25 protein-coding genes are annotated in these 18857 nt (G+C 63.8%); 10 read left to right on the top strand and 15 right to left on the bottom strand.

Going from position 1 to position 18857, the window contains the following annotated elements; translation table 11 throughout:
• Positions 1 to 477 precede the first annotated feature (477 nt).
• The 6 genes from rplJ (at position 478) to SPBM01_RS00960 (ending at position 3746) form a co-directional block, all read left to right on the top strand.
• Positions 478 to 993, top strand: coding sequence for a 50S ribosomal protein L10 (gene rplJ / locus SPBM01_RS00985; protein ID WP_188063600.1), 516 nt, complete (start codon positions 478 to 480; stop codon positions 991 to 993).
• Positions 994 to 1065: 72 nt separating this feature from the next.
• On the top strand, positions 1066 to 1437 hold the full coding sequence (gene rplL / locus SPBM01_RS00980; protein ID WP_188063599.1) for a 50S ribosomal protein L7/L12: 372 nt from the start codon (positions 1066 to 1068) through the stop codon (positions 1435 to 1437).
• Between the two features lie 239 nt (positions 1438 to 1676).
• On the top strand, positions 1677 to 2114 hold the full coding sequence (locus tag SPBM01_RS00975) for an HPr kinase/phosphorylase (RefSeq protein WP_188063598.1): 438 nt from the start codon (positions 1677 to 1679) through the stop codon (positions 2112 to 2114).
• A complete protein-coding gene (gene rapZ, locus SPBM01_RS00970) occupies positions 2111 to 3076 on the top strand; it encodes an RNase adapter RapZ (RefSeq protein WP_188063597.1) in 966 nt (321 codons plus the stop codon). The genes SPBM01_RS00975 and rapZ overlap by 4 nt, the downstream gene beginning before the upstream one ends.
• A complete protein-coding gene (locus SPBM01_RS00965) occupies positions 3073 to 3477 on the top strand; it encodes a PTS sugar transporter subunit IIA (RefSeq protein WP_188063596.1) in 405 nt (134 codons plus the stop codon). Before rapZ ends, SPBM01_RS00965 begins: the two co-directional genes overlap by 4 nt.
• Entirely contained in the window at positions 3474 to 3746 is a 273-nt protein-coding gene (locus SPBM01_RS00960) for an HPr family phosphocarrier protein (RefSeq protein WP_188063595.1), read from the top strand. Before SPBM01_RS00965 ends, SPBM01_RS00960 begins: the two co-directional genes overlap by 4 nt.
• Positions 3747 to 3849: 103 nt before the next feature.
• Here SPBM01_RS00960 and rpoZ read toward each other — a convergent pair whose 3' ends face one another.
• Positions 3850 to 4194, bottom strand: a complete 345-nt coding sequence (gene rpoZ, locus SPBM01_RS00955) for a DNA-directed RNA polymerase subunit omega (RefSeq protein ID WP_188063594.1) — start codon at positions 4192 to 4194, stop codon at positions 3850 to 3852.
• Between the two features lie 87 nt (positions 4195 to 4281).
• Between rpoZ and SPBM01_RS00950 the strand changes: the two genes are divergently transcribed.
• Complete coding sequence (locus SPBM01_RS00950; RefSeq protein WP_188063593.1) at positions 4282 to 5520, top strand: phospholipase D-like domain-containing protein; 1239 nt, start codon at positions 4282 to 4284, stop codon at positions 5518 to 5520.
• A 53-nt stretch (positions 5521 to 5573) separates the two neighbouring features.
• Here SPBM01_RS00950 and SPBM01_RS00945 read toward each other — a convergent pair whose 3' ends face one another.
• Entirely contained in the window at positions 5574 to 6950 is a 1377-nt protein-coding gene (locus tag SPBM01_RS00945) for a transposase (protein WP_188062259.1), read from the bottom strand.
• Positions 6951 to 7055: 105 nt separating this feature from the next.
• Here SPBM01_RS00945 and SPBM01_RS00940 point away from each other — a divergent pair, with 105 nt between their 5' ends.
• On the top strand, positions 7056 to 7340 hold the full coding sequence (locus SPBM01_RS00940; protein ID WP_188062313.1) for a hypothetical protein: 285 nt from the start codon (positions 7056 to 7058) through the stop codon (positions 7338 to 7340).
• A gap of 178 nt (positions 7341 to 7518) precedes the next feature.
• Here the strand turns inward: SPBM01_RS00940 and SPBM01_RS00935 are convergent, their stop codons facing one another.
• The 5 genes from SPBM01_RS00935 to SPBM01_RS00915 all read right to left on the bottom strand — a co-directional run bounded on the left by SPBM01_RS00935 (position 7519) and on the right by SPBM01_RS00915 (position 11844).
• Complete coding sequence (locus tag SPBM01_RS00935; RefSeq protein WP_188063592.1) at positions 7519 to 7884, bottom strand: hypothetical protein; 366 nt, start codon at positions 7882 to 7884, stop codon at positions 7519 to 7521.
• A gap of 113 nt (positions 7885 to 7997) precedes the next feature.
• Positions 7998 to 8570, bottom strand: a complete 573-nt coding sequence (locus tag SPBM01_RS00930; RefSeq protein WP_188063591.1) for a hypothetical protein — start codon at positions 8568 to 8570, stop codon at positions 7998 to 8000.
• On the bottom strand, positions 8563 to 9933 hold the full coding sequence (locus SPBM01_RS00925; protein ID WP_188063590.1) for a sensor histidine kinase: 1371 nt from the start codon (positions 9931 to 9933) through the stop codon (positions 8563 to 8565). The genes SPBM01_RS00930 and SPBM01_RS00925 overlap by 8 nt, the downstream gene beginning before the upstream one ends.
• Positions 9926 to 10666 carry a response regulator transcription factor gene (locus tag SPBM01_RS00920; protein WP_188065495.1) on the bottom strand — a complete coding sequence of 247 codons (741 nt, stop codon included), beginning with the start codon at positions 10664 to 10666 and terminating at the stop codon, positions 9926 to 9928. Before SPBM01_RS00920 ends, SPBM01_RS00925 begins: the two co-directional genes overlap by 8 nt.
• A gap of 101 nt (positions 10667 to 10767) precedes the next feature.
• The gene (locus tag SPBM01_RS00915; RefSeq protein ID WP_188063589.1) at positions 10768 to 11844 is read right to left on the bottom strand and encodes an AI-2E family transporter; all 1077 of its coding nucleotides are present in this window, start codon (positions 11842 to 11844) and stop codon (positions 10768 to 10770) included.
• Positions 11845 to 11975: 131 nt separating this feature from the next.
• On the opposite strand from SPBM01_RS00915, the gene SPBM01_RS00910 reads away from it, so the two are divergent.
• Both SPBM01_RS00910 and SPBM01_RS00905 read left to right on the top strand, forming a co-directional pair.
• Positions 11976 to 12788, top strand: coding sequence for a TrmH family RNA methyltransferase (locus tag SPBM01_RS00910; protein WP_188063588.1), 813 nt, complete (start codon positions 11976 to 11978; stop codon positions 12786 to 12788).
• Between the two features lie 107 nt (positions 12789 to 12895).
• Positions 12896 to 14167, top strand: a complete 1272-nt coding sequence (locus SPBM01_RS00905) for an MFS transporter (RefSeq protein ID WP_188063587.1) — start codon at positions 12896 to 12898, stop codon at positions 14165 to 14167.
• An 86-nt stretch (positions 14168 to 14253) separates the two neighbouring features.
• Here the strand turns inward: SPBM01_RS00905 and rplS are convergent, their stop codons facing one another.
• Genes rplS through rpsP form a run of 8 tightly spaced genes read right to left on the bottom strand, consistent with a single transcriptional unit; the run spans position 14254 to position 18849 of the window.
• On the bottom strand, positions 14254 to 14622 hold the full coding sequence (rplS, locus tag SPBM01_RS00900; protein ID WP_188063586.1) for a 50S ribosomal protein L19: 369 nt from the start codon (positions 14620 to 14622) through the stop codon (positions 14254 to 14256).
• Positions 14623 to 14624: 2 nt separating this feature from the next.
• A complete protein-coding gene (gene trmD / locus SPBM01_RS00895) occupies positions 14625 to 15362 on the bottom strand; it encodes a tRNA (guanosine(37)-N1)-methyltransferase TrmD (RefSeq protein ID WP_188063585.1) in 738 nt (245 codons plus the stop codon).
• Positions 15359 to 15631 (bottom strand): hypothetical protein, encoded by a 273-nt coding sequence (locus SPBM01_RS00890; protein WP_188063584.1) that lies wholly within the window; start codon positions 15629 to 15631, stop codon positions 15359 to 15361. Before SPBM01_RS00890 ends, trmD begins: the two co-directional genes overlap by 4 nt.
• 38 nt (positions 15632 to 15669) lie before the next feature.
• Positions 15670 to 17166, bottom strand: a complete 1497-nt coding sequence (locus SPBM01_RS00885) for a serine hydrolase domain-containing protein (protein ID WP_188063583.1) — start codon at positions 17164 to 17166, stop codon at positions 15670 to 15672.
• The gene (locus tag SPBM01_RS00880) at positions 17163 to 17558 is read right to left on the bottom strand and encodes a type II toxin-antitoxin system VapC family toxin (protein ID WP_188063582.1); all 396 of its coding nucleotides are present in this window, start codon (positions 17556 to 17558) and stop codon (positions 17163 to 17165) included. Before SPBM01_RS00880 ends, SPBM01_RS00885 begins: the two co-directional genes overlap by 4 nt.
• The gene (locus SPBM01_RS00875; RefSeq protein WP_188063581.1) at positions 17555 to 17821 is read right to left on the bottom strand and encodes an antitoxin; all 267 of its coding nucleotides are present in this window, start codon (positions 17819 to 17821) and stop codon (positions 17555 to 17557) included. Before SPBM01_RS00875 ends, SPBM01_RS00880 begins: the two co-directional genes overlap by 4 nt.
• A 33-nt stretch (positions 17822 to 17854) precedes the next feature.
• Positions 17855 to 18349, bottom strand: coding sequence for a ribosome maturation factor RimM (gene rimM / locus SPBM01_RS00870; RefSeq protein ID WP_188063580.1), 495 nt, complete (start codon positions 18347 to 18349; stop codon positions 17855 to 17857).
• A 5-nt stretch (positions 18350 to 18354) separates the two neighbouring features.
• On the bottom strand, positions 18355 to 18849 hold the full coding sequence (gene rpsP, locus SPBM01_RS00865; protein WP_188063579.1) for a 30S ribosomal protein S16: 495 nt from the start codon (positions 18847 to 18849) through the stop codon (positions 18355 to 18357).
• Between the last annotated feature and the right edge of the window lie 8 nt (positions 18850 to 18857).

The following is an 18857-nucleotide window of genomic DNA, read 5'->3' as shown; positions in this document are numbered from 1 at the left end:
CATCTCAGGCAGGCGCACGCTGCGTCAACGGATAGCGCAGGACGACTGGCCTCATTCTACTGCCGCCTGAGACCCCAGCCTTCGCTGGGGTGACGGCTATGTGGCACGCTAAAACGACCCTCGCTCCTCCACATATGGTCGTCACTCGCCATTCCCCCCCTACCCTCACCCTTCCCGCAGCACCCAATTTCCGCGTGACACCGCGCGCCTTTTCCCCTAAGCGACCCGCACCGGACCCCTATGGGTCCACCGTCCGAGACAGTTGGTGAAGGGAATATGCCCTTCTTAATGTCCAGCCTAGGCGGGGAAAAGTTCTTTACCGGACGGGCCAAGCGCCCGATTCGGGTCTGCCTGTTCCGGTCAAACGGATGCGGGCCAGTCGATCTCTCCCCTTCGGACTTAGTGCCCCGTAGCTTTGGCTGCGGGTTTTAGCCGTTTTGCCGGGCAACCGGCGGCGGATATGAAGTGGAGAATGGCATGGATCGTAATCAGAAAGCTGAGGTCGTTTCCAAGCTGAACGCAGAGCTGGCAGAAGTTGGCGTGGTCGTTGTGACCCGCAACCTTGGCATGACCGTCGCACAGTCGACTGTCCTGCGCCAGAAGATGCGCGAAGCGGGAGCAACCTACAAGGTTACGAAGAACCGCCTCGCCCGTATCGCCCTTGATGGCACCGACTATTCCAGCCTCAGCGACCTGCTGACTGGCCCGGTCGGCCTTGCCACCTCGGCCGATCCGATCGCAGCCGCCAAGGTTGTGGTCGAATTCGCAAAGACCAACGACAAGATCGAAATCGTTGGTGGCGCGATGGGCACAGTGCTGCTCGACGTGGAGGGCGTGAAAGCCCTGGCGTCGATGCCGTCGCTGGACGAACTGCGTGCAAAGATTATCGGCCTCATCCAGGCGCCGGCAACCAAGCTCGCTACCGTCATCCAGACGCCGGCTTCGCAGCTTGCGCGGGTCTTCAACGCCTATGCGGAGAAGGAAGCAGCCTAAGGCTGCCCCCGACCCCTATTCGTTTGACAATTTATCGGGGGCTTTTTGCCCCAATCTCAAGGAATATTTCACATGGCAGACATCAACGCTCTGGTCGAACAGCTTTCGGCCCTCACCGTCCTCGAAGCCGCCGACCTGTCGAAGGCTCTGGAAGAAAAGTGGGGCGTTAGCGCCGCTGCTGCCGTAGCCGTTGCCGGCCCGGCCGCTGCCGCTGCACCGGCTGCTGAAGAGCAGACCGAATTCGACGTGATCCTGACCGGCGACGGTGGCAAGAAGATCAACGTCATCAAGGAAGTTCGCGCCATCACCGGCCTGGGCCTGACCGAAGCCAAGACCCTGGTTGAGTCGGCTCCCAAGGCGATCAAGGAAGGCGTCAGCAAGGACGAGGCCAACAAGGTCAAGACCCAGCTGGAAGCCGCCGGCGCGACCGTCGAACTCAAGTAATCGGTATGCCTCGCGTCATGCGGGGCGAACCGGGCTGGCCCCTGGGGCTGGCGGATATAGGGGCGGTGCCGCAAGGTGCCGCCCTTTTTCTGTTTGGGGGTGGGCTGAGCGTCCCATTGAGCGCCCGCGCCTGAGATGCCAGAATGCGCTGGCATGAGGGCTTGGGCCGATCGTCCCTTTCCCCCCGCAAAAACCGTTTCCCACGCCTCCCCCCGATGTTCTACAAGGCTGCCGGGGATATGGCGCGCGCACTTTCATCCGAGACGCTTCATGCGACGAGCGTGGCCATTGGTGGCCGCGCGGTTTTGCTGTGCGGGATCAGCGGGATCGGCAAGTCCGACCTGGGGCTGCGGCTCATAGACCGGGGGGCGACCCTGATCAGTGACGATTATACGCTGATCAAACGCATGGACGGGCGGCTGGTCGCGACCGCGCCTGCGACGATTGCGGGCAAGATGGAGGTGCGCAGCCTGGGCATCGTTGCAATGCCCCATGTCGCGAACGTGCCGGTCGCGTTGCTGGTCGATCTGTTCGATCAGGTGGACCGGATGCCACTCGACCCGCTGTTCCGCGCGGTTGCGGGGATGGACGTGCCGGTGGTCAAGATCGCGCCGCGTGAAGCCTCCGCCCCGATCAAGGTCGAACTGGCGCTGCGCATATTGGGCCTGGCGCCATGACGTCATCCCACCCCAAGTCGATCCTGCTGCTGTCGGGGCTGGCGGGCGCTGGCAAGACGACGGCGCTCAAGACGCTGGAGGATATGGGCTGGGAAGTGGTGGACAATCTGCCGCTGGTGCTGCTCGACCGATTGCTCGATACGCCGCTTTCATCCGGCCATGCGGGCGCGGACGAGCGGCCGCTGGCGCTGGGCATCGACGCACGCACCCGTGGGTTCGACGCGCAGGCCATCGTCCAGCGGATCAAGGCAATGCGCGAACGGCATGGCCATGACATAGAGACGCTCTATCTGGACTGTTCCGGGACCGAATTGGAGCGCCGCTTTGCCGAAACCCGGCGGCGGCATCCGCTAGCGCTTGATCGCCCGGCGGCCGATGGCATTGCGCGCGAACGCGAATTGACCGAGCCATTGCGCCGCTGGGCCAGCCAAGTGATCGACACGACCAGTTTCAGCAGCAACGGCCTGCAACAGGAAATCCGCAACCGCTTTTCGCTGGAACGGTTGTCCGATCCGGTGCTGACGATCCTGTCGTTCGGTTTTTCGCGCGGAGTGCCCCGCAACGCGGACCTGATGTTCGACATGCGATTCCTGCGCAACCCGCATTGGGACGAGGATTTGCGGCCAAAGACCGGGCTGGACGGTGATGTGGCGGCCTATATCATGGCCGATCCGGCCTATGAGGCGGCGGTGGGCAAGATCGAGGATCTGCTCGCCACGCTGTTGCCGCGCTACGCCGATGCTGGAAAATCCTATATTACCGTAGCGTTCGGCTGCACCGGGGGGCGACATCGTTCGGTCCATGTTGCAGAACGTGTCGCCAGATACTTGCAAGATGCGGGCTTTTCGCCCACCGTCTCGCACCGCAATATGGAATCGTCGCCCCAGGATAGTCTGGAGAAGCGCCGACCGGGAGGCCCGAAAGCAAATATCATGAAGCAGGTGGGCCGCAAAATCACATGATCGGACTCGTACTCGTCACCCATGGGTCGCTGGCGACCGAATTCGTCGTCGCCATGGAACATGTCGTCGGCCCGCAACAGCAGATCGAAACGATCTGCATCGGGCCGGAGGATGACATGGAGCTGCGCCGCGCGGACATCGCGACCGCCGTTGCGCGCGTCAATGACGGCACCGGCGTCATCCTGCTGACCGACCTGTTCGGCGGCACCCCTTCCAATCTGGCCATATCCCTGTTGAAAGCGGGCGAAATAGAGGTGATTGCGGGCATCAACCTGCCCATGCTCATTCGCCTGGAAAGCGCACGCAAGGTCATGGACGTGCGCGCCGCCGTCGCCGCCGCGCGTGAGGCGGGCCAGAAATATATCAGCGTCGCTTCAGAACTATTGGGTAGCACCACATGAATGAAATCAGCCAGCTCGTCTTGATCAGCAACAAGCGCGGGCTTCATGCCCGTGCCAGCGCGAAATTCGTGACACTGGCCAGCGGCCTGCCCGCTGCGATTACCGTCAGCAAGGATGGCAGCGACGTGACCGGCACGTCGATCATGGGCCTGATGATGTTGGGCGCGGCGATGGGCGACAGCATCACGATCAAGGCGAGCGGCCCGGACGCGATCGATTGCCTGGGCAAGCTGGTGGGCCTGGTCGAGGACAAGTTCGGGGAAGAATGACCCTGACGGCCCAACGCAGACGCGCGGGGCAGCCCCAGAATTGATGAGGCCCGGTCCTGCTTGCGCAGGCCGGGCCTCTTTCCTCTCCGAACAGGTCGAGCGATCAGCCGTCGTAATCGCCACCGATATTCTGATTGCGCGGCGGCGCAGCAGCGGTCAGGCGCAGCGCCTCCGCCGACTGGGCGATCGAGCCAATTTCATCCGGCGTATCGTCATCGTCGATCTGCACCTTTTGCAGCGACGCGATGGCCGAATCATGCAGATCGGCCGGGAATACGGTTTCTTCCGCGATTTCACGCAGGGCGACGACGGGATTTTTATCCCGGTCGCGATCGACGGTCAGTTCCGCGCCGCCCGAAATCTCCCGCGCGCGCTGAGCGGCGAGCAGGACGAGGTCAAAGCGGTTGGTAACCTTGTCGACACAATCTTCGACGGTAACGCGGGCCAAACGGGCCTCCTGCAACATCAAGGGGGAATTACGAGTTGGCGCGGTAGCAGTACCCCCCGCATGAGTCAATGAAAAGGCCATAAAGCCATGGCAACCCCCGCCAAAAAGCGGCATGAAGGCCCGATGGCGACCAGCAACCCGTCCCCCGATGCTGCCCGAACAGACGATATAGGCGTAACGATTGGCGGCAACCGGCTGCGCCTGATCGCGGACGGGGGCGTGTTGCGCGACACGCTGATGACGCTGATCGCGGGCGCGCGCGACAATCTGAAGCTCTATTATTATATCTTTGCCGCCGATGGCAGCGGGGCGATGGTGCGCGACGCGCTCATTGCCGCGCGGGCGCGTGGGGTGACTGTGACGTTGATGGTCGATGGTTTCGGATCGGCCGACACGCCCGACGCTTTCTTCGCGCCACTGGTCGAAGCGGGCGCGCATTTCGGCCGGTTCGGCACGCGGCGGTCGACCCGTTACCTGATCCGCAACCACCAGAAAATGGCGATCGCCGACGACAAGCGCATGGTGATTGGCGGATTCAATGTGGAGGATGGCTATTTCGGCATCCCCGCCGATGATTGCTGGTTCGACCTGGGCCTGTGGATCGAAGGATCGCAGGTGGAGGCCATGACGCTATGGTATGGGCAATTGTGGCGCTGGGTCATGACGAAGAAGCAGCGGTTCCGCACGTTGCGGCGCATGGTGCGCGGATGGCACCCGTCGCTGCGCCATGACCCGGCCGATCCGTTCCGCTGGCTGATTGGCGGGCCGACCCGGCGGCTAAGCCCGTGGGCGCAGGTGGTGAAGCACGACCTGGAACAGGCGCGGCGCGTAGACATGATCGCGGCCTATTTCTCGCCGGGGCGGGGGATGTTGAAACGCATCGCGCGGGCGGCGCGGCGCGATGGCGCGCGGATCATCCTGCCCGCCCGGTCGGACAATGGCGCGACCGTGGCGGCGGCGCGGCTGCTCTACGGGCCGTTGCTCAAGCGTGGGGTGGAGATTGCCGAATATCAGCCGCGCAAGCTGCACATGAAGCTGATCGTCATCGACGACGCAGTATTCGTGGGGTCGGCCAATTTCGACATGCGCAGCCTGTTCGTCAATCTGGAGATCATGCTGCGGATCGAGGACGCCGGTTTCGCTGCGCAGGTGCGCGATTTCATCACGGCACGCATGGGCGAGAGCCGGACGATCACCATGGCCGACCATCGCGCAACCCGGACGATGCCGACGCTGATCAAGCAATGGATCAGCTATCTGCTGGTGGGCGTGCTGGACTACACGGTGACGCGGCGATTGAATTTCCGCAATCCCGACGCGGACTGAGCGGGAAAGGGGCGGTCCCCCTCCCCGCTTTGCCTTAGCTCGACTTTGTACGATCAGGTAGCGAAGCATAGTGCCTGAGCCATGCGTTTTAGGCGGGTTGTGGGAATATAGTGCGGTTCTGGGTGCGGCGGGGAGTGTTGATTAATGTCTCCGACCCAGAGTTGGAGGCGGACGGCTCCGATGGCGTCACTGAATGTCAGGCTGGTTTTTCGATACCACGCGGCGGAATAAGGGGTGCTTTTAGTGGTCAACAGATCGCAGGCCCATAGCGATATAAGGCTGTAGAGACCCAGCAGCGCCGGCGTGGTTCGCGCTATGGCTTTGTCGGTCCACTGGCGCTGTGTCTCGACACCCAAGTGCGCGCGGGTTTCGGCAAAGGTGACCTCGATCTGCCATCGGCGGACGTAGAGGGCGATTATCTCGGCGGGCTCGAGGGTGATGTCGGTACTGAAGAAGGCCTGCGGGCCGCGCTTTCCTTCAGGATCGCGAACCAGGACCCATCGGACCGGCAAGACCGGAGTGCCGGGCCTGTACCATAAGGCGATGTCAGATGTGATCTCGAGCATCTTGCCGTTGAGATGGCCATACCAGGCAGAGACGAGAATGCTGGTCCAGCGTGTCGCCGGGTTGGCGAGCAGGGTCTTGAGTTTTGGTAATGCTCGCCCTTTCTGCGCCGGTCGCCCCATCGTGCGTGCCGTTCGCCCCGCAGGCTGCGCAAACAAGTTGGCGTCGAGCCGCAGTCGGCTGATGAGTGTGGCCCGGCGGACGATCGCATGTGCCAGTTCGTGGACAGCAAAGCTGCTGTCGCCAATGAAGATGATCCGCCGACCCGGCAGCCAGCGAGACAGCTGCAGCGCGCCCTGCCGGGCCCAGTCCGTCAGCAATTTATGACGACAGCCGCGTTGACGGTTCGATCGTTCCGAAGGAGCGAGCAACGTCAAGACTGGCAGTGCCTTGATCAGGCGGGTCCATGACACCGGGGTGAGCACCATGAAGCTGAGCCAGCGCAGTCCGCTGGCTTTGACGAAATGGCCGTGACTGGAGCGGACCGGGTCGCGGTAGATACCCCGTGCGGTGATCCGGCGCCCCCATCGCCGTTCAATGGTGTCGTCCATACCGATGACCACAGGACCATCGGGCACGAGCCGTTCGACCACAATGCCCAGTAAACGCCTGGCAACGGCACGCGAACTCCAGCGGGCGCGGTTGAGGATCTGGTGATAGGTTGCAAAGTTGGCAGCATCGGCTCGGCCGGTCACACGCAGGCAAGACGTAACGGTCCGTTTGCCCGTGGCCAGCAGGCCGCCCATCACAAGAACAAGTACATGCTCCCAACTGGGAGCCGTAAAGCAGGGACGCCATGCCTGCAGCCATTGGCGCAGAATCTGGGGGACGGGATCGCCGATAACGGCCTTGTTCTGGTCCAGCATTCCATGCTTCGAATCCTGACTGAAGCACGTTGCAACGCTTAGGCTGTTGCCATGCGGCGAGGTGACTCGAATATGCTGTGACCCGACGGCAGCTATGGATGCACCATGAAAGACGAGGAAATCATTCTGCGCATCGAGACGTTCGACGCGGCCAACGGCGGCGGCGTCGGATGGTATGAGGACAAGGGCGCTTACCATCTCTATCTGCTGGAAACCGAGGCACCGATCGCCCGCCTCAAGCCTGTCGGCACGCGCGACGAAATCAGGCTCGGCTACTGGTCACACCGGCGAAAATGGGAAGATATCGACGATATGGGCGGATGCGTCTTGCCCCTCGATCAAGCCCTCGACCACATCGCTGAAAACAGCATCTTCTGGACCTGGACCTGACCAAAAACGTACAAAGCCGAGCTTAGAGCCTGTCTCGGAATGCGCCTTTGGCGCATCCGCACCGGCCCTCACCCCCACCCGACCTCCCACAGAGTGTATCCTGAATGGGAGGTCGGGTGGGGGTGAGGGCCGGTGCGGCAACCGAAATGCGCTCTTTCGCGCATTTCGAGACAGACTTTTAGCGTCCGGTGTCGGTCAGCACGCGAACCTGCCCGACGGGATAGCCTTTCTCGGCCATTTCCTTGGCATAATCACCCCGTGCATCGGCCAGTTCGGCGCGATATTCTTCCCAGGCATCGCGATTATCCTCCGCATCGGACGATCCGCGCAGATCCTTGGTCAATTCCTTGCGCGCTTCGGCCAGGTCAGTCTGATAATTGAACCAATAGTCGTTTTCGACCCCGGCAATGGGTGCCTGATAGGTTAGTTCCACTTCGACACGGGCCAGCTGCTCCTCATAGCTTACTGGTCCTTCGCCCTGCGCCAGCGCGGCGGTGGAGGACAAGCTGATGACTATAGCGGCAGCGAAAATCTTGCGGTTCATGGGGTCGTCTCCTCATCATTGCACGGAAGGGGCAACGCCCCGACCCCCGGCTTTTTCGCCTGAACACATGTGCAGAATGGACGAAGCGCACCGATGGAGCGACGAAAGGAGCCTCAGCGCACAATCAGATAGAAAGTCGCGGGGGTCGATCCGCCATTTTCGATGACGATGTCATAGCGGTCGGTAAAGACCGGCAGCCAGGCGCAATCGGCCTGCGGGCCGCCAACGGGCTTGGCGCACAGCGTTGCGCCGTCGGCCCCCTGCACCCGGATGGAAAGACCCGCGCCCCGTCCCGCCCCGCCCGCCGGTGCGACCGAAATCTGCGCACGCTGACCCGCGAGGAATAATTGGCGCATGGTAAAGGTGCCGCCCGCCACCAGCGACCCGCGCCGATAGGCCGGTCCCAGCGCGCGCCCGCGAAAGGCCAGCGTCGATCGGGTGGCACCATGGGCCTGAGCCGCGTCGGTCCATGCAACGGCCAGATCGTCCTGCCCCTCCACCGGGGTTGCACCCAGCACCTTCAAAAGCTGCGCCATGTCCGCCAACCCGGCATGATCGCGCTTTGCGACCGCTGCGTCCCCCTCCACCAACGTGCGCAGCACCGGGTCGGCGGGCAGCAGTTCCGCCGCCGGTCCGGGCGCTGGCGCGGCGGTCATCAACAGGGCGGGCAGCAGCAGCCTAATCATCGCGCACCTCCGGCTGAAGGATGAAGCGCGCGCCGGGCGCGGCATCCTCCACATGCAGGGACAGCTCATGCCGTTGCGCAATCGCCATGGCAAGGGCCAGCCCAAGCCCGTGACCGTTACGCCCCCGATGCCCCTGCGCCTCGTCCAGCCGGACATAGCGTTCGAACACCCTTTCCCGGTCGGCCTGCGCGATACCGGGGCCATCATCCTGCACGATGATGCGCGGGCCGGGTAACAGCGACAGCGCCACCGACCCGCCGCTCGGCACATATTTGAACGCATTGTCGAGCAAGTTGGACAACAGCCGCGTCATCTGCATCGGGTCCGCGCGCAGCATGATGCCCGATGCGATGCGGGCGTGGAAACCGATGCCCAGTTCCTCCGCACTGGCGCCATAAAGGTCGGCCAGATTTTCCAATATGTCGCTAAGGTCGACATCGACCAGCCCGCGCAGGTCGCCGCGCATCGCCTGACTGCCTGCAATGTCGAGCAGCGAATCGAGCAGCCGCACGACCCCGCGTATTTCCTCACGCGACTGGCCCAGCGTGCGCAGCAGTGCAGCGTCCTGCGTCCCTTCCATCGCCTTGAGGATGCGTGTGTCCAGGTGCATCAGGGGCGTGCGGATTTCGTGCGCGGTCTGATCCGACACGGCGCGCTGCGCCTCGATCAGCCGTTCGACCTGATCCAGCATCGCGTTGGTGTTGACCGCCAGTTCGGCCAGTTCGTCGTCGGACGTGGTTCCCGGCTCCGGCGCGCGGGCGGCGATATGCCCGGCGCGCACCGCCGCGAACGTCGCGTTCACCGCTTCCACCCGCACGCGCAGGCGCAGCGCGGCATAATGGCCCGCAAGCAGGCTGAGCAAGGCGATCAGCGCGCCTGCCCCGGCGAAGGCGACGGCCAGCCGCCCCAGCAGCGCTTCGCCGCGATAATGGCTGCGCCCGACCAGCAGGCGCGCGCCCGAACCCAGTTGCGTGGCGCGCGCGAACATCCGTTCGCCATCGGGCAGCGTGACGAAACGGGTCTGCGATACGCGCGCGTCGATGCCGGGCCAGCGATCCAGATTGCCCGCCACCGGCCGACCGGCCCTGTCGGCCAGCAGATACCAGGCGCGTTCGCCATCCTCCCGCTCCATGGCCAGCCGGTCAGCGATGCGCGCGCGCAATTCGGGCGTCCCGCCGCTGACATAGATGTCGGCCAACCCCGCCAGGTCGGTATCGACTTCGCGGGCCAGCATCATGCGGCCATCATCCTGAACGATTTTCTGCACCACCAGAAACAGCGCCAGCGTGGACAACAGGCTGACCAGCAGGGCAGATAGCGTAACCCGGCCGAATACCGACCGGAGCAGGTCGACCCTAGCCACCGGACGCTGCGCCCGCCCGTCCCGTCGCAGCGACGGCGGGAGCGGCAGCGATCAGCCGATATCCTGTCCCCCACACGGTTTCCAGCACGGGGCCGTCAAACCCTTCTTCCAGCTTGCGGCGCAGGCGGCCGACATTGACGTCGACCACATTGGTCTGGGGATCGAAACTCAATTTCCACACATGGCGCAGCAGCATTTCGCGCGTCACGACTTCCCCTGCATGATGCATCAGGTAGAGGAACAGTTCGAATTCCTTGGGCGAAAGCGCCAGATGCCGCCCCTGCCGCCAGACGGTGCGCGCCTTTACATGACATTCCAGGTCGCCGAACAGCAGCACGGGATCAGGGTTGCGGCGGCTGGCGCGACGCCACAGCGCACGGACGCGCGCGACCAGTTCGTCCGGCTCGAACGGTTTGGCCAGATAATCATCGACGCCGCTTTCCAGCCCTTCGACCCGATGTTCGCTGCGGCCAAGCGCCGACAGCATCAGCACCGGCGCGCCCACACCCGCGCCGCGCATCCGTTTGACGATGTCGATGCCCGACAGGCTGGGCAGCATCCGGTCGAGAATGACGACGTCATGGGTGCCGCTGCCCGCGCGGGTCAGGCCCACCGCGCCATCCTCCGCCTGCTCCACTGCCATGCCCGCGCCGGTCAGGATGGCCGCGATATTGGCGCGCGCAGCCGCATCATCCTCCACCAGCAATATGGAAATCTGGTCACTTTGCTCCATCATGCCCCCCGCTTCCCAGATAAACGAGAAAGCGGCCAGTGACAAAGCCTGTTAGGGGCGTCCCGCACTGGGCCTGTTAGGGGCGTCCCGTTATGAGCGCGCTATTCAGCGATGGCTGCTGCGCGCATCCGGGTAAAGATGTTCCACGTCGCGATGAACAGCGCGGCAATCACCGGGCCAATGACGATGCCGTTGAAGCCGAACATTTCGATGCCGCCCAATGTGGAAATCAGCACGACATAGTCGGGGATGCGCGTGTCGCGACCGACCAGGATCGGGCGCAGCACATTGTCGACCATGCCGATCACCAGCACCCCGCACGCGACCAGCACCGCCCCCTGCCAGAACGCCCCGCTGGCAAACAGATAGATGGCGACCGGCACCCAGATCAGGCCCGTGCCGATGGCGGGCAGCAGCGAGAAAGCGCCCATCAGCACGCCCCACAGCAGCGCGCCCTGTATGCCCAGCGCCCAGAATATGACTCCGCCGATCAGCCCCTGAACGATGGCGACGACGATGCTGCCCTTGATCGTGGCGCGGATGACGACGACGAATTGCTGGATCAGCGCCTGACGCTGATGCGCGCGCAGCGGCGCGGCGGCGGCGACCCGCCCGGCCAGTTCCTCGCCATCGCGCAGCAGGAAGAAGGCGAGGTAGAGCATGACGCCCAGCGCCATGATGAAGCCGAACGCGCTTTGCCCGATCACCAGTGCCTGTGTCGCCAGCGTGCGGAAGCTGCTGGTGATGCCGCGCGTCAGCATCGCCTGCGCCGCGTCGAAATTGGTCAGCCCCCAGTTGCGCAGAAATCCCCGCGCCCATGCAGGCAGGCTGTTGAGTACCTGCGCGAACATGCGGGCGAAGTCGATTTCGCCCGCCTGGATCTTGGCGTAGAAATAGACTGCTTCCTGCAACAGCGCCATGGCCAGCACGATGGCAGGCACGATGACGATGCACAGGATCAGCATCAGGGTGATGAGCGCCGCCCCGTTGCGGTGAGTCGGCATGAACGTCAGCAGCCGTTTATTGACCGGCGCGAACAGGATCGCGGCGATCACACCCCACAGGATGGCAGCGAACAGCGGCTGGACCACCATCGCAAAGGCGATCGAGACGATCAGCACCAGCGCGAGGAAGAAACCATCCTCTATCCGGGTCGGGGGCGAAACTTGCGTGTCCATGCCTGCCCCTTTCGCAAATATCGAGGGCCAAATCCATCGCGTAACGACCTGTCACCCTGCCCCCTGTCTTTTTGTGCATCGGCCCGGTAGAGAGGCCGCTTGATCCGCCTTTTATTGGGAACAGACGCATCGTGGCACGCGAAATCACCGGATTTTCCAACCCGCTGGTGAAGCGTGTGCGATCCTTGCGGGAAAAGAAATTCCGCAAGGCCGAAGGGCTGTTTCTGGCCGAAGGACTGCGCATCCTGACCGAAGCACGCGAGGAAGGCGTGTTGCCGGAAATGCTGTTTCACGCCGGGTCCACGCATCCGCTGGCGCGCGATCTGATCGCGGCGATGGAGGATGCAGGCGGCGAAGCGGCGGGCTATGATGTCATCGAAACTTCGGCCGACATTTTGTCCAAAATCAGCGGCAAGGACAATGCGCAGGCAGTCGTGGGCGTCTATCGCGACCGGCTGACCCCGCTGGAAAAGCTGGATCGCAGCAAGGCCGACATCTGGATCGTCGCGCAATCGCTGCGCGATCCGGGCAACCTTGGCACCATCCTGCGCACCGGGGACGCGGTGGGGGCTGGCGGGCTGATTCTGGTCGACGATTGCGTCGATCCCTTTTCCGTCGAATCGGTGCGGGCCAGCATGGGCGCTTTGTTCACCCAGTCGATCACGCAGGCACGCTGGCCGGAATTCATGACATGGCTGCGCAGCGGGCCGGGCGAACTGATCGGCACCAGCCTGAAAGCCACGCACGACTATCAGGAACCGCGCTATCAAAGCCCGTCCTTCCTGCTGGTCGGCAATGAAGCGCAGGGGTTGCCGGAAGCCTATGAGGCGGAATGCGACCTGCTGGTGAAGATGCCGATGCTGGGCAAGGCCGACAGCCTGAACGCAGCAGTGGCGACGGCGGTGATGGCGTATGAATTGCTGAACCAGAAGCGCAAACGATAAGACACCGTCATCCCAGCGCAGGCTGGGATCTCACTTTCCTGCGCGCATGGCCGCCAGAACAGAGATTCCAGCCTGCACTGGAATGACGAAATTAGGGGCGAGACGATATGGCGGAAGCAAGCGGCATCGGCGAAATGTGGCGGCACAAGCGGGTGCTGGGGGCCAGCCTGATCGGCACGGCAGTCGAATTTTACGACTTCTATATCTATGCGACCGCCGCCAGCCTGATCTTCCCATCGCTGTTTTTCCCATCGTCCAGCCCGTCGGCGCAGTTGATGGCGTCCTATGGCAGCCTGGCCCTCGCCTTTCTCGCCCGACCGCTGGGGGCAGCGGTGTTCGGCCATTATGGCGACCGGGTGGGACGCAAGGCGACACTGGTGACGTCGCTGATGCTGATGGGCGGATGCACGCTGGCGATCGGTTTCCTGCCGACCCATGCGCAGATCGGCTGGTGGGCGCCGCTGATCCTGTGCCTGCTGCGCTTTGGTCAGGGGCTGGGGCTGGGCGGCGAATGGGGCGGCGCGGCGCTGCTGGCGGTGGAGAACGCACCACCGGGATGGCGCGCACGCTTTGGCATGTTCCCGCAACTGGGGGCGCCGGTCGGCTTCATCGCGGCCAATGGCCTGTTCCTGATCCTTGGCTCCATCCTGACCGACGCGGAGTTTTTCGCCTGGGGCTGGCGCCTGCCCTTCCTGGGCAGCGCGGTGCTGGTGTTTCTGGGCCTTTGGGTGCGGCTGAAGCTGACCGAAACGCCTGAGTTTGCCGCTGCGCAGGCGGATGCGCCACCGCCCGCCATGCCGCTCGCCACCTTGCTGAAAGAGCATCTGGGTGCCGCGATCGCTGGCACTTTTGCGGTCGTGGCCTGCTTTGCCATCTATTATATCGCGACGGCCTTTGCGCTGGGATACGGCACCACCGCGCTGAAAATCGACCGCAGCGCCTTCCTGTCGGTGCAGCTCGGCGCGATCCTGTTCATGGCGGTCAGCATCGTGATCGCTGGATGGTGGGCGGACAGGACCAGCCCGACCCGCGTGCTGGCATGGGGCTGTATCGGCACGATCTTCATGGGGCTGATTTTTGGCCCGATGATCGGCACCGGCGCGCTGTTGCCGATCTTTGCGATCCTGAGCCTCGCGCTGTTCCTGATGGGGTTCGTCTATGGGCCGCTGGGGGCATATCTGCCTGCCCTGTTCCCGATCCAGCTGCGCTATACCGGCGCGTCCTTCTCGTTCAATCTGGGTGGAATCATTGGTGGGGCGCTGGCACCCATCGTCGCCACCTGGCTGATCGCGGCGCAGGGTGTGGCGCTGGTCGGCCTCTATATGTCAGCGGCCGCCGCGATCAGCCTGGGCGGGCTGTGGTTTACCAGCCGCCGGTAAGACGCCCATGAAAAAGGCGGCGGCTCCGGGGAGCCACCGCCTTTTCTTTGCCTGCCTGCGCTATCCGGTAAAGGACAGCCGAAGGATCAACCTTCGGTGCGGACGTCGCGGCGCTCGGCGATGCGCGCGCGCTTGCCGGTGCGGCCGCGCAGATAATAGAGCTTGGCACGACGCACGACACCGCGACGAACGACGGTGATCGAATCTAGGTTGGGCGAATAAAGCGGGAATACGCGCTCCACGCCTTCGCCGAACGAAATCTTGCGCACGGTGAAGTTGGAACCCATGCCCTTGTTCGAACGCGCGATGCACACGCCTTCGTAATTCTGGACGCGGCTCCGTTCGCCTTCGACGACCTTCACGCCGACGCGCAGCGTGTCGCCGGGACGGAATTCAGGGATGGTCTTGCCGAGGGCAGCGATGTTTTCCGCCTCGATCTGCTGGAGGATGTTCATGGTCAGTCCTTCAAGTCGCGTTGCGCACCAGAGGGCGACTCGACCCGAACGCCAGTGTGACGTTCCCAAAGGTCCGGCCGCCTTAGCCGTGTATCATCATCCGCCCTTTGTTTCCGCCAGGCAGCGATCTTCGCATGATCCCCCGATCGCAACACCTGCGGGATCGTGCGTCCCTCCCATTCTACCGGGCGGGTATAGTGGGGATATTCAAGCAGCCCCGTTTCAAAGGACTCCTCCACCCCACTGGAAGCCGCGCCCATTACACCGGGAAGCAGCCTGACGCAAGCATCCAGCAGCAGCAGCGCGGCCATTTCCCCGCCGGACAATATGATGTCGCCCATGCTGACCTGCTCAATCGGGCGGGCGTCGAAAATCCGTTCGTCAAATCCCTCGAACCGGCCGCACAGGATGGTTGCGCCCGACCCCTCCGCCAGTTGGCGCACACGGGCTTGCGTAATCGGCGCGCCGCGCGGCGTCATCGCCAGCACGGGCAGGTCCGGGCGGCGTTCCAGCGCATGGTCGACCGCGCATGCTACTATGTCCGCGCGCAACACCATGCCCGCGCCGCCGCCCGCAGGCGTATCGTCCACCGTGCGATGCTTGTCGGTGGCAAAGTCGCGGATACAGATGGGATCGCACGACCATTTCCCCTCCATCAGCGCCCTGCCCGCCAGCGATACGCCCAGCGGCCCCGGAAACATCTCCGGATAGAGCGTCAATATCTGCGCGGCAAAGCTCATCTGCGCCGCGCCCGCAGCCAGGCCGCCGACCAGCCGCCCGCAATGCAAAGCGCCCCGCAGACCAGCAGCGCAAGGCCAATGGCGCGCAGCAGGTCGGCAAAGGGGCGCTGCGGCTGCATCAGCGCGGGCAGGATCAGCAGCAATGGCAGCGGCAGAAGCACCGCCACCGCCGTTACGATCTTGATGCCGCGCGACCAGCCCAGCCCGAACAAGCGCCAGCCAGCCGCCAGCATCATCACCAAATAAAGAGCCGTCAGGATTTTTGCCATGGCGCAGCACTTAGGACAATGGCGCAAAGACGTCCAGTTCAGGGCGTCTTGATCGCGATCTTCCATTCCTGAATCTGCGCTGTCGGCGTGGGGGCGAGCAGGATCGTGCCTGCGACCCGCCCCTTTTCGCACGTCCAGGTGAAGCGCCCCGACAGCGCGCCGGTGGCGACGATCGGCGCGTCGCTGCGGCAGGCGCCGACTTCGCTTTTCAGCGCCGCCAGTTTGCGCGCCCAATGTGCGGCGTCGGCGTCCATCAGGAAGTTCATCGCCAGCCTGTCCCGCGCCGCCAGCACATCGCCCGCCGCATAGATGCGGGCAGCCGCGCCATAGCCATCGGCCAGCAACGCCGACACCGGCAGCGTCCGCGCGATCAGCGCGCCCGCCCGATGCAGCGCCACCGCCGCGTCCCAGGCCGCGCCGCTGCCGCCATTATAAGTCCGGTTGGTAAAGACGAAAATGCCCACGCCATGGTCGGGCATCAGCATCACATGGCTGCCATAGCCGGGATAGCCGCCGCCATGCGCCAGCGTCAGGCCCAGGTCACAATCCTGCGCCACCCGCATCGCAAAGCCATAGGCCGCCGCCTGACGGCAGGCGCTCGGCCCACTCGTGCCGTTACGCTGCGCCAGCGTCACGAAATTGCTGCCCTGCGCCAGCATCCGCACCGACGCGCGCGCCACCGGACCTGCCTCCGCATCGTCGCGCGCGGGCCAGGCCGACAGCAGGAAGGCGACCCAGCGCGCATAATCATTCGCACTGGTCTGCAACCCACCCATTGCGCCGAACGCGCCATCGGCCATCGTCGGTTCCTGCGTCCAGTGGCCGTCCGCCCAGCGATAACCGATCGCGCGGCGCTTCAGCGGCCATTCGCTCATCTGATAGCCGCTGGACGCCATGCCCAGCGGAGTGAGCAGCGTGCGTTCGACATAGCGGCGATAGGGCTGCCCCGACACGTTGGCTATGACCCGCCCCAGCAGCGCATAGCCAAAATTGCTATATTCATAGGCCGTGCCGGGCGCGGTGCTGAACGGCACGCCCTGCGCCAGCATCTTCGTGAAGTCGGCCTGCGGCAATGGCGTCTGCCGGTCGCCCCACGGGTTGTCGTCCACAAAGCCCGCGCTGTGGGTCAGCAGGTCGCGGATGCGGATGCGCGGGCTGTCCCTGGTCGGATAGGTCCAGTTGCGCAGTTCCGGCACATGGGTTTCGGCCAGATCGTCCAGCCCCAGTTTCCCGTCGTCGCGCAGTTTCAGGATGGCAAGTGCCGTAAACGCCTTGGTCATCGACGCGATGCGGAACAGGCTGTCGGGCGTGACCGGGCGTTTGTCGACCAGATCCTGCACGCCCAGCCCCTTTACATGGACCATCCGCCCGTCCGCAACGATGCCGTAGACAAGGCCGGGGGCATGGCTGTCCACCTGAAACTCGGCGAAGATGCGGTCGATGTCGGGGATGACAGCGGCGATTTTGGCGGGGTCGGCCGCGTGGGCCGTGGCGGGGATGATCGCGAGGAGCAGGAGGAGAATCGCGCGGATCATAATGTCCAGTTCTCCAGCCTAAGCCCGGAAATGTCGGCAAAATCGCGTTCGTTGCAGGTCACCAGCGTCAGGCCGAGCAGCAGCGCCTGCGCCCCGATCAGCCGATCGAAACTTTTGCGCCGCACGCCGACATGACGCACGACATCAGCATAGCTTGCGGCTGCGCGCGCATCGAACGGCGCAATGTCGAGCATCGAAAGAAACGTATCGACCCGGCGCATATCGCCCTTTGGATCGCTGGACGTGCGACTGCCCACGCGCAATTCCGCCGCCGTGATTGCCGATACCGCCAGCGCGCCAAAGCTGTTGCCCACCCGTTCCACCAGTGCGGCGCTGCGTCCCAGCAGAAAGTCGATGCAGACATTCGTGTCGAGCAGATAGCCGCTGGTCATGCGGCTTGCGGCGCACCGGACGTCCAGTCGCGGTCTGCCTGTTCGGTATCGCCGCGTCCATCCTGCATGAAGTCAGTCGACATGCTGCCGTAAAGCGCGAGGAAAACCTGTCGTGCCTGATCTTCTTTCCAGAAAGAGATGCTGCCATCTTCATGGGGAAGCAGAACGACTTCCTCGCCTTCGGCCAAGCCCAGCGCCTTTGGCAGGCGCAAGGCCAGGCTGTTGCCCGACTTGAAAATCCTGGCCCGATATTCTTCGCCCATGATCGCGCCTTTCGTATATACAGAAAGTATATACTATTCCACGAACAGCGCGTCAATCATAGCCGCATCGTCCGACAGTGTGACTGCGTGCATCGGCACCATGAAGCGCTTGCCGGGCTTGTCATCCAAGGACGGGCGCTGGATTTCGATCACGTCGCCCGCGCCGAAATTTTCGATCGCGATGATGTCGCCCAAGGCTTCGCCCTCGCTGGACGTGCAGGGCAGGCCGATCACGTCGGCATGATAATATTCGCCCTCGCCCAAAGGCGGCAGGGCGGATCGCGGGACGGTAAGCGCCGTGCCGCGCAGGGCTTCGGCTGCGCTTCGTGTCTCCACCTCGGCGAAACGCGCGACCGCGCCATTGGGGCTGGGGCGCACCGACTTCAACGTCAATGTGCGCCCCGCCGCATCGAAACTGCCATAGGCTTTGAGGCTTTCGGCCCCTTCGCCAAACAGTTTCAGACGGACTTCGCCCGCCACCCCATGCGCCCCGATGATCGCGGCGAGCGTGACGGGCTTGTCGGTCAAGAGGATCAGCCCTCGGTCTTTTCAGCGGCGGCTTCTTCGGCAGGCGCTTCGGCAGCGGGCGCTTCTTCAGCGGCAGCGGCTTCTTCAACCACAGGCGCTTCGACAGGAGCCTTGGCGGCTTCTTCGGCTGCGGCGCGGGCAGCGTCGGCAGCTTCCTGCGCTTCGGCGATCTTGGCCGCACGATCTTCGGCGCGGTCCTTGGCCTTCTGGCCCGGCACTGCCTTGTTCGGGTTGTTGCGTGCGGGGCGTTCCTTCACGCCAGCGGCGTCCAGAAAGCGTGCGACGCGGTCGGTCGGCTGCGCGCCGGCGGCAACCCAATGCTTGGCGCGTTCTGTGTCGAGAATGACGCGCTTTTCATCGCCCTTGGGCAGGACCGGGTTATAGCTGCCGATACGCTCGATGAACTTGCCATCACGCGGCGCGCGGCTGTCGGCCACGACGATACGATAATAGGGACGCTTCTTGGAGCCGCCGCGCGACAGACGAATGGACGTTGCCATGGAACTTA

The sequence above is a fragment of the Sphingobium sp. KCTC 72723 genome (assembly GCF_014280435.1).
Lineage (GTDB): Bacteria > Pseudomonadota > Alphaproteobacteria > Sphingomonadales > Sphingomonadaceae > Sphingobium.
Note: the sequence above shows the minus strand (reverse complement) of the source record. Positions and strands in the feature narration are given on the sequence as shown.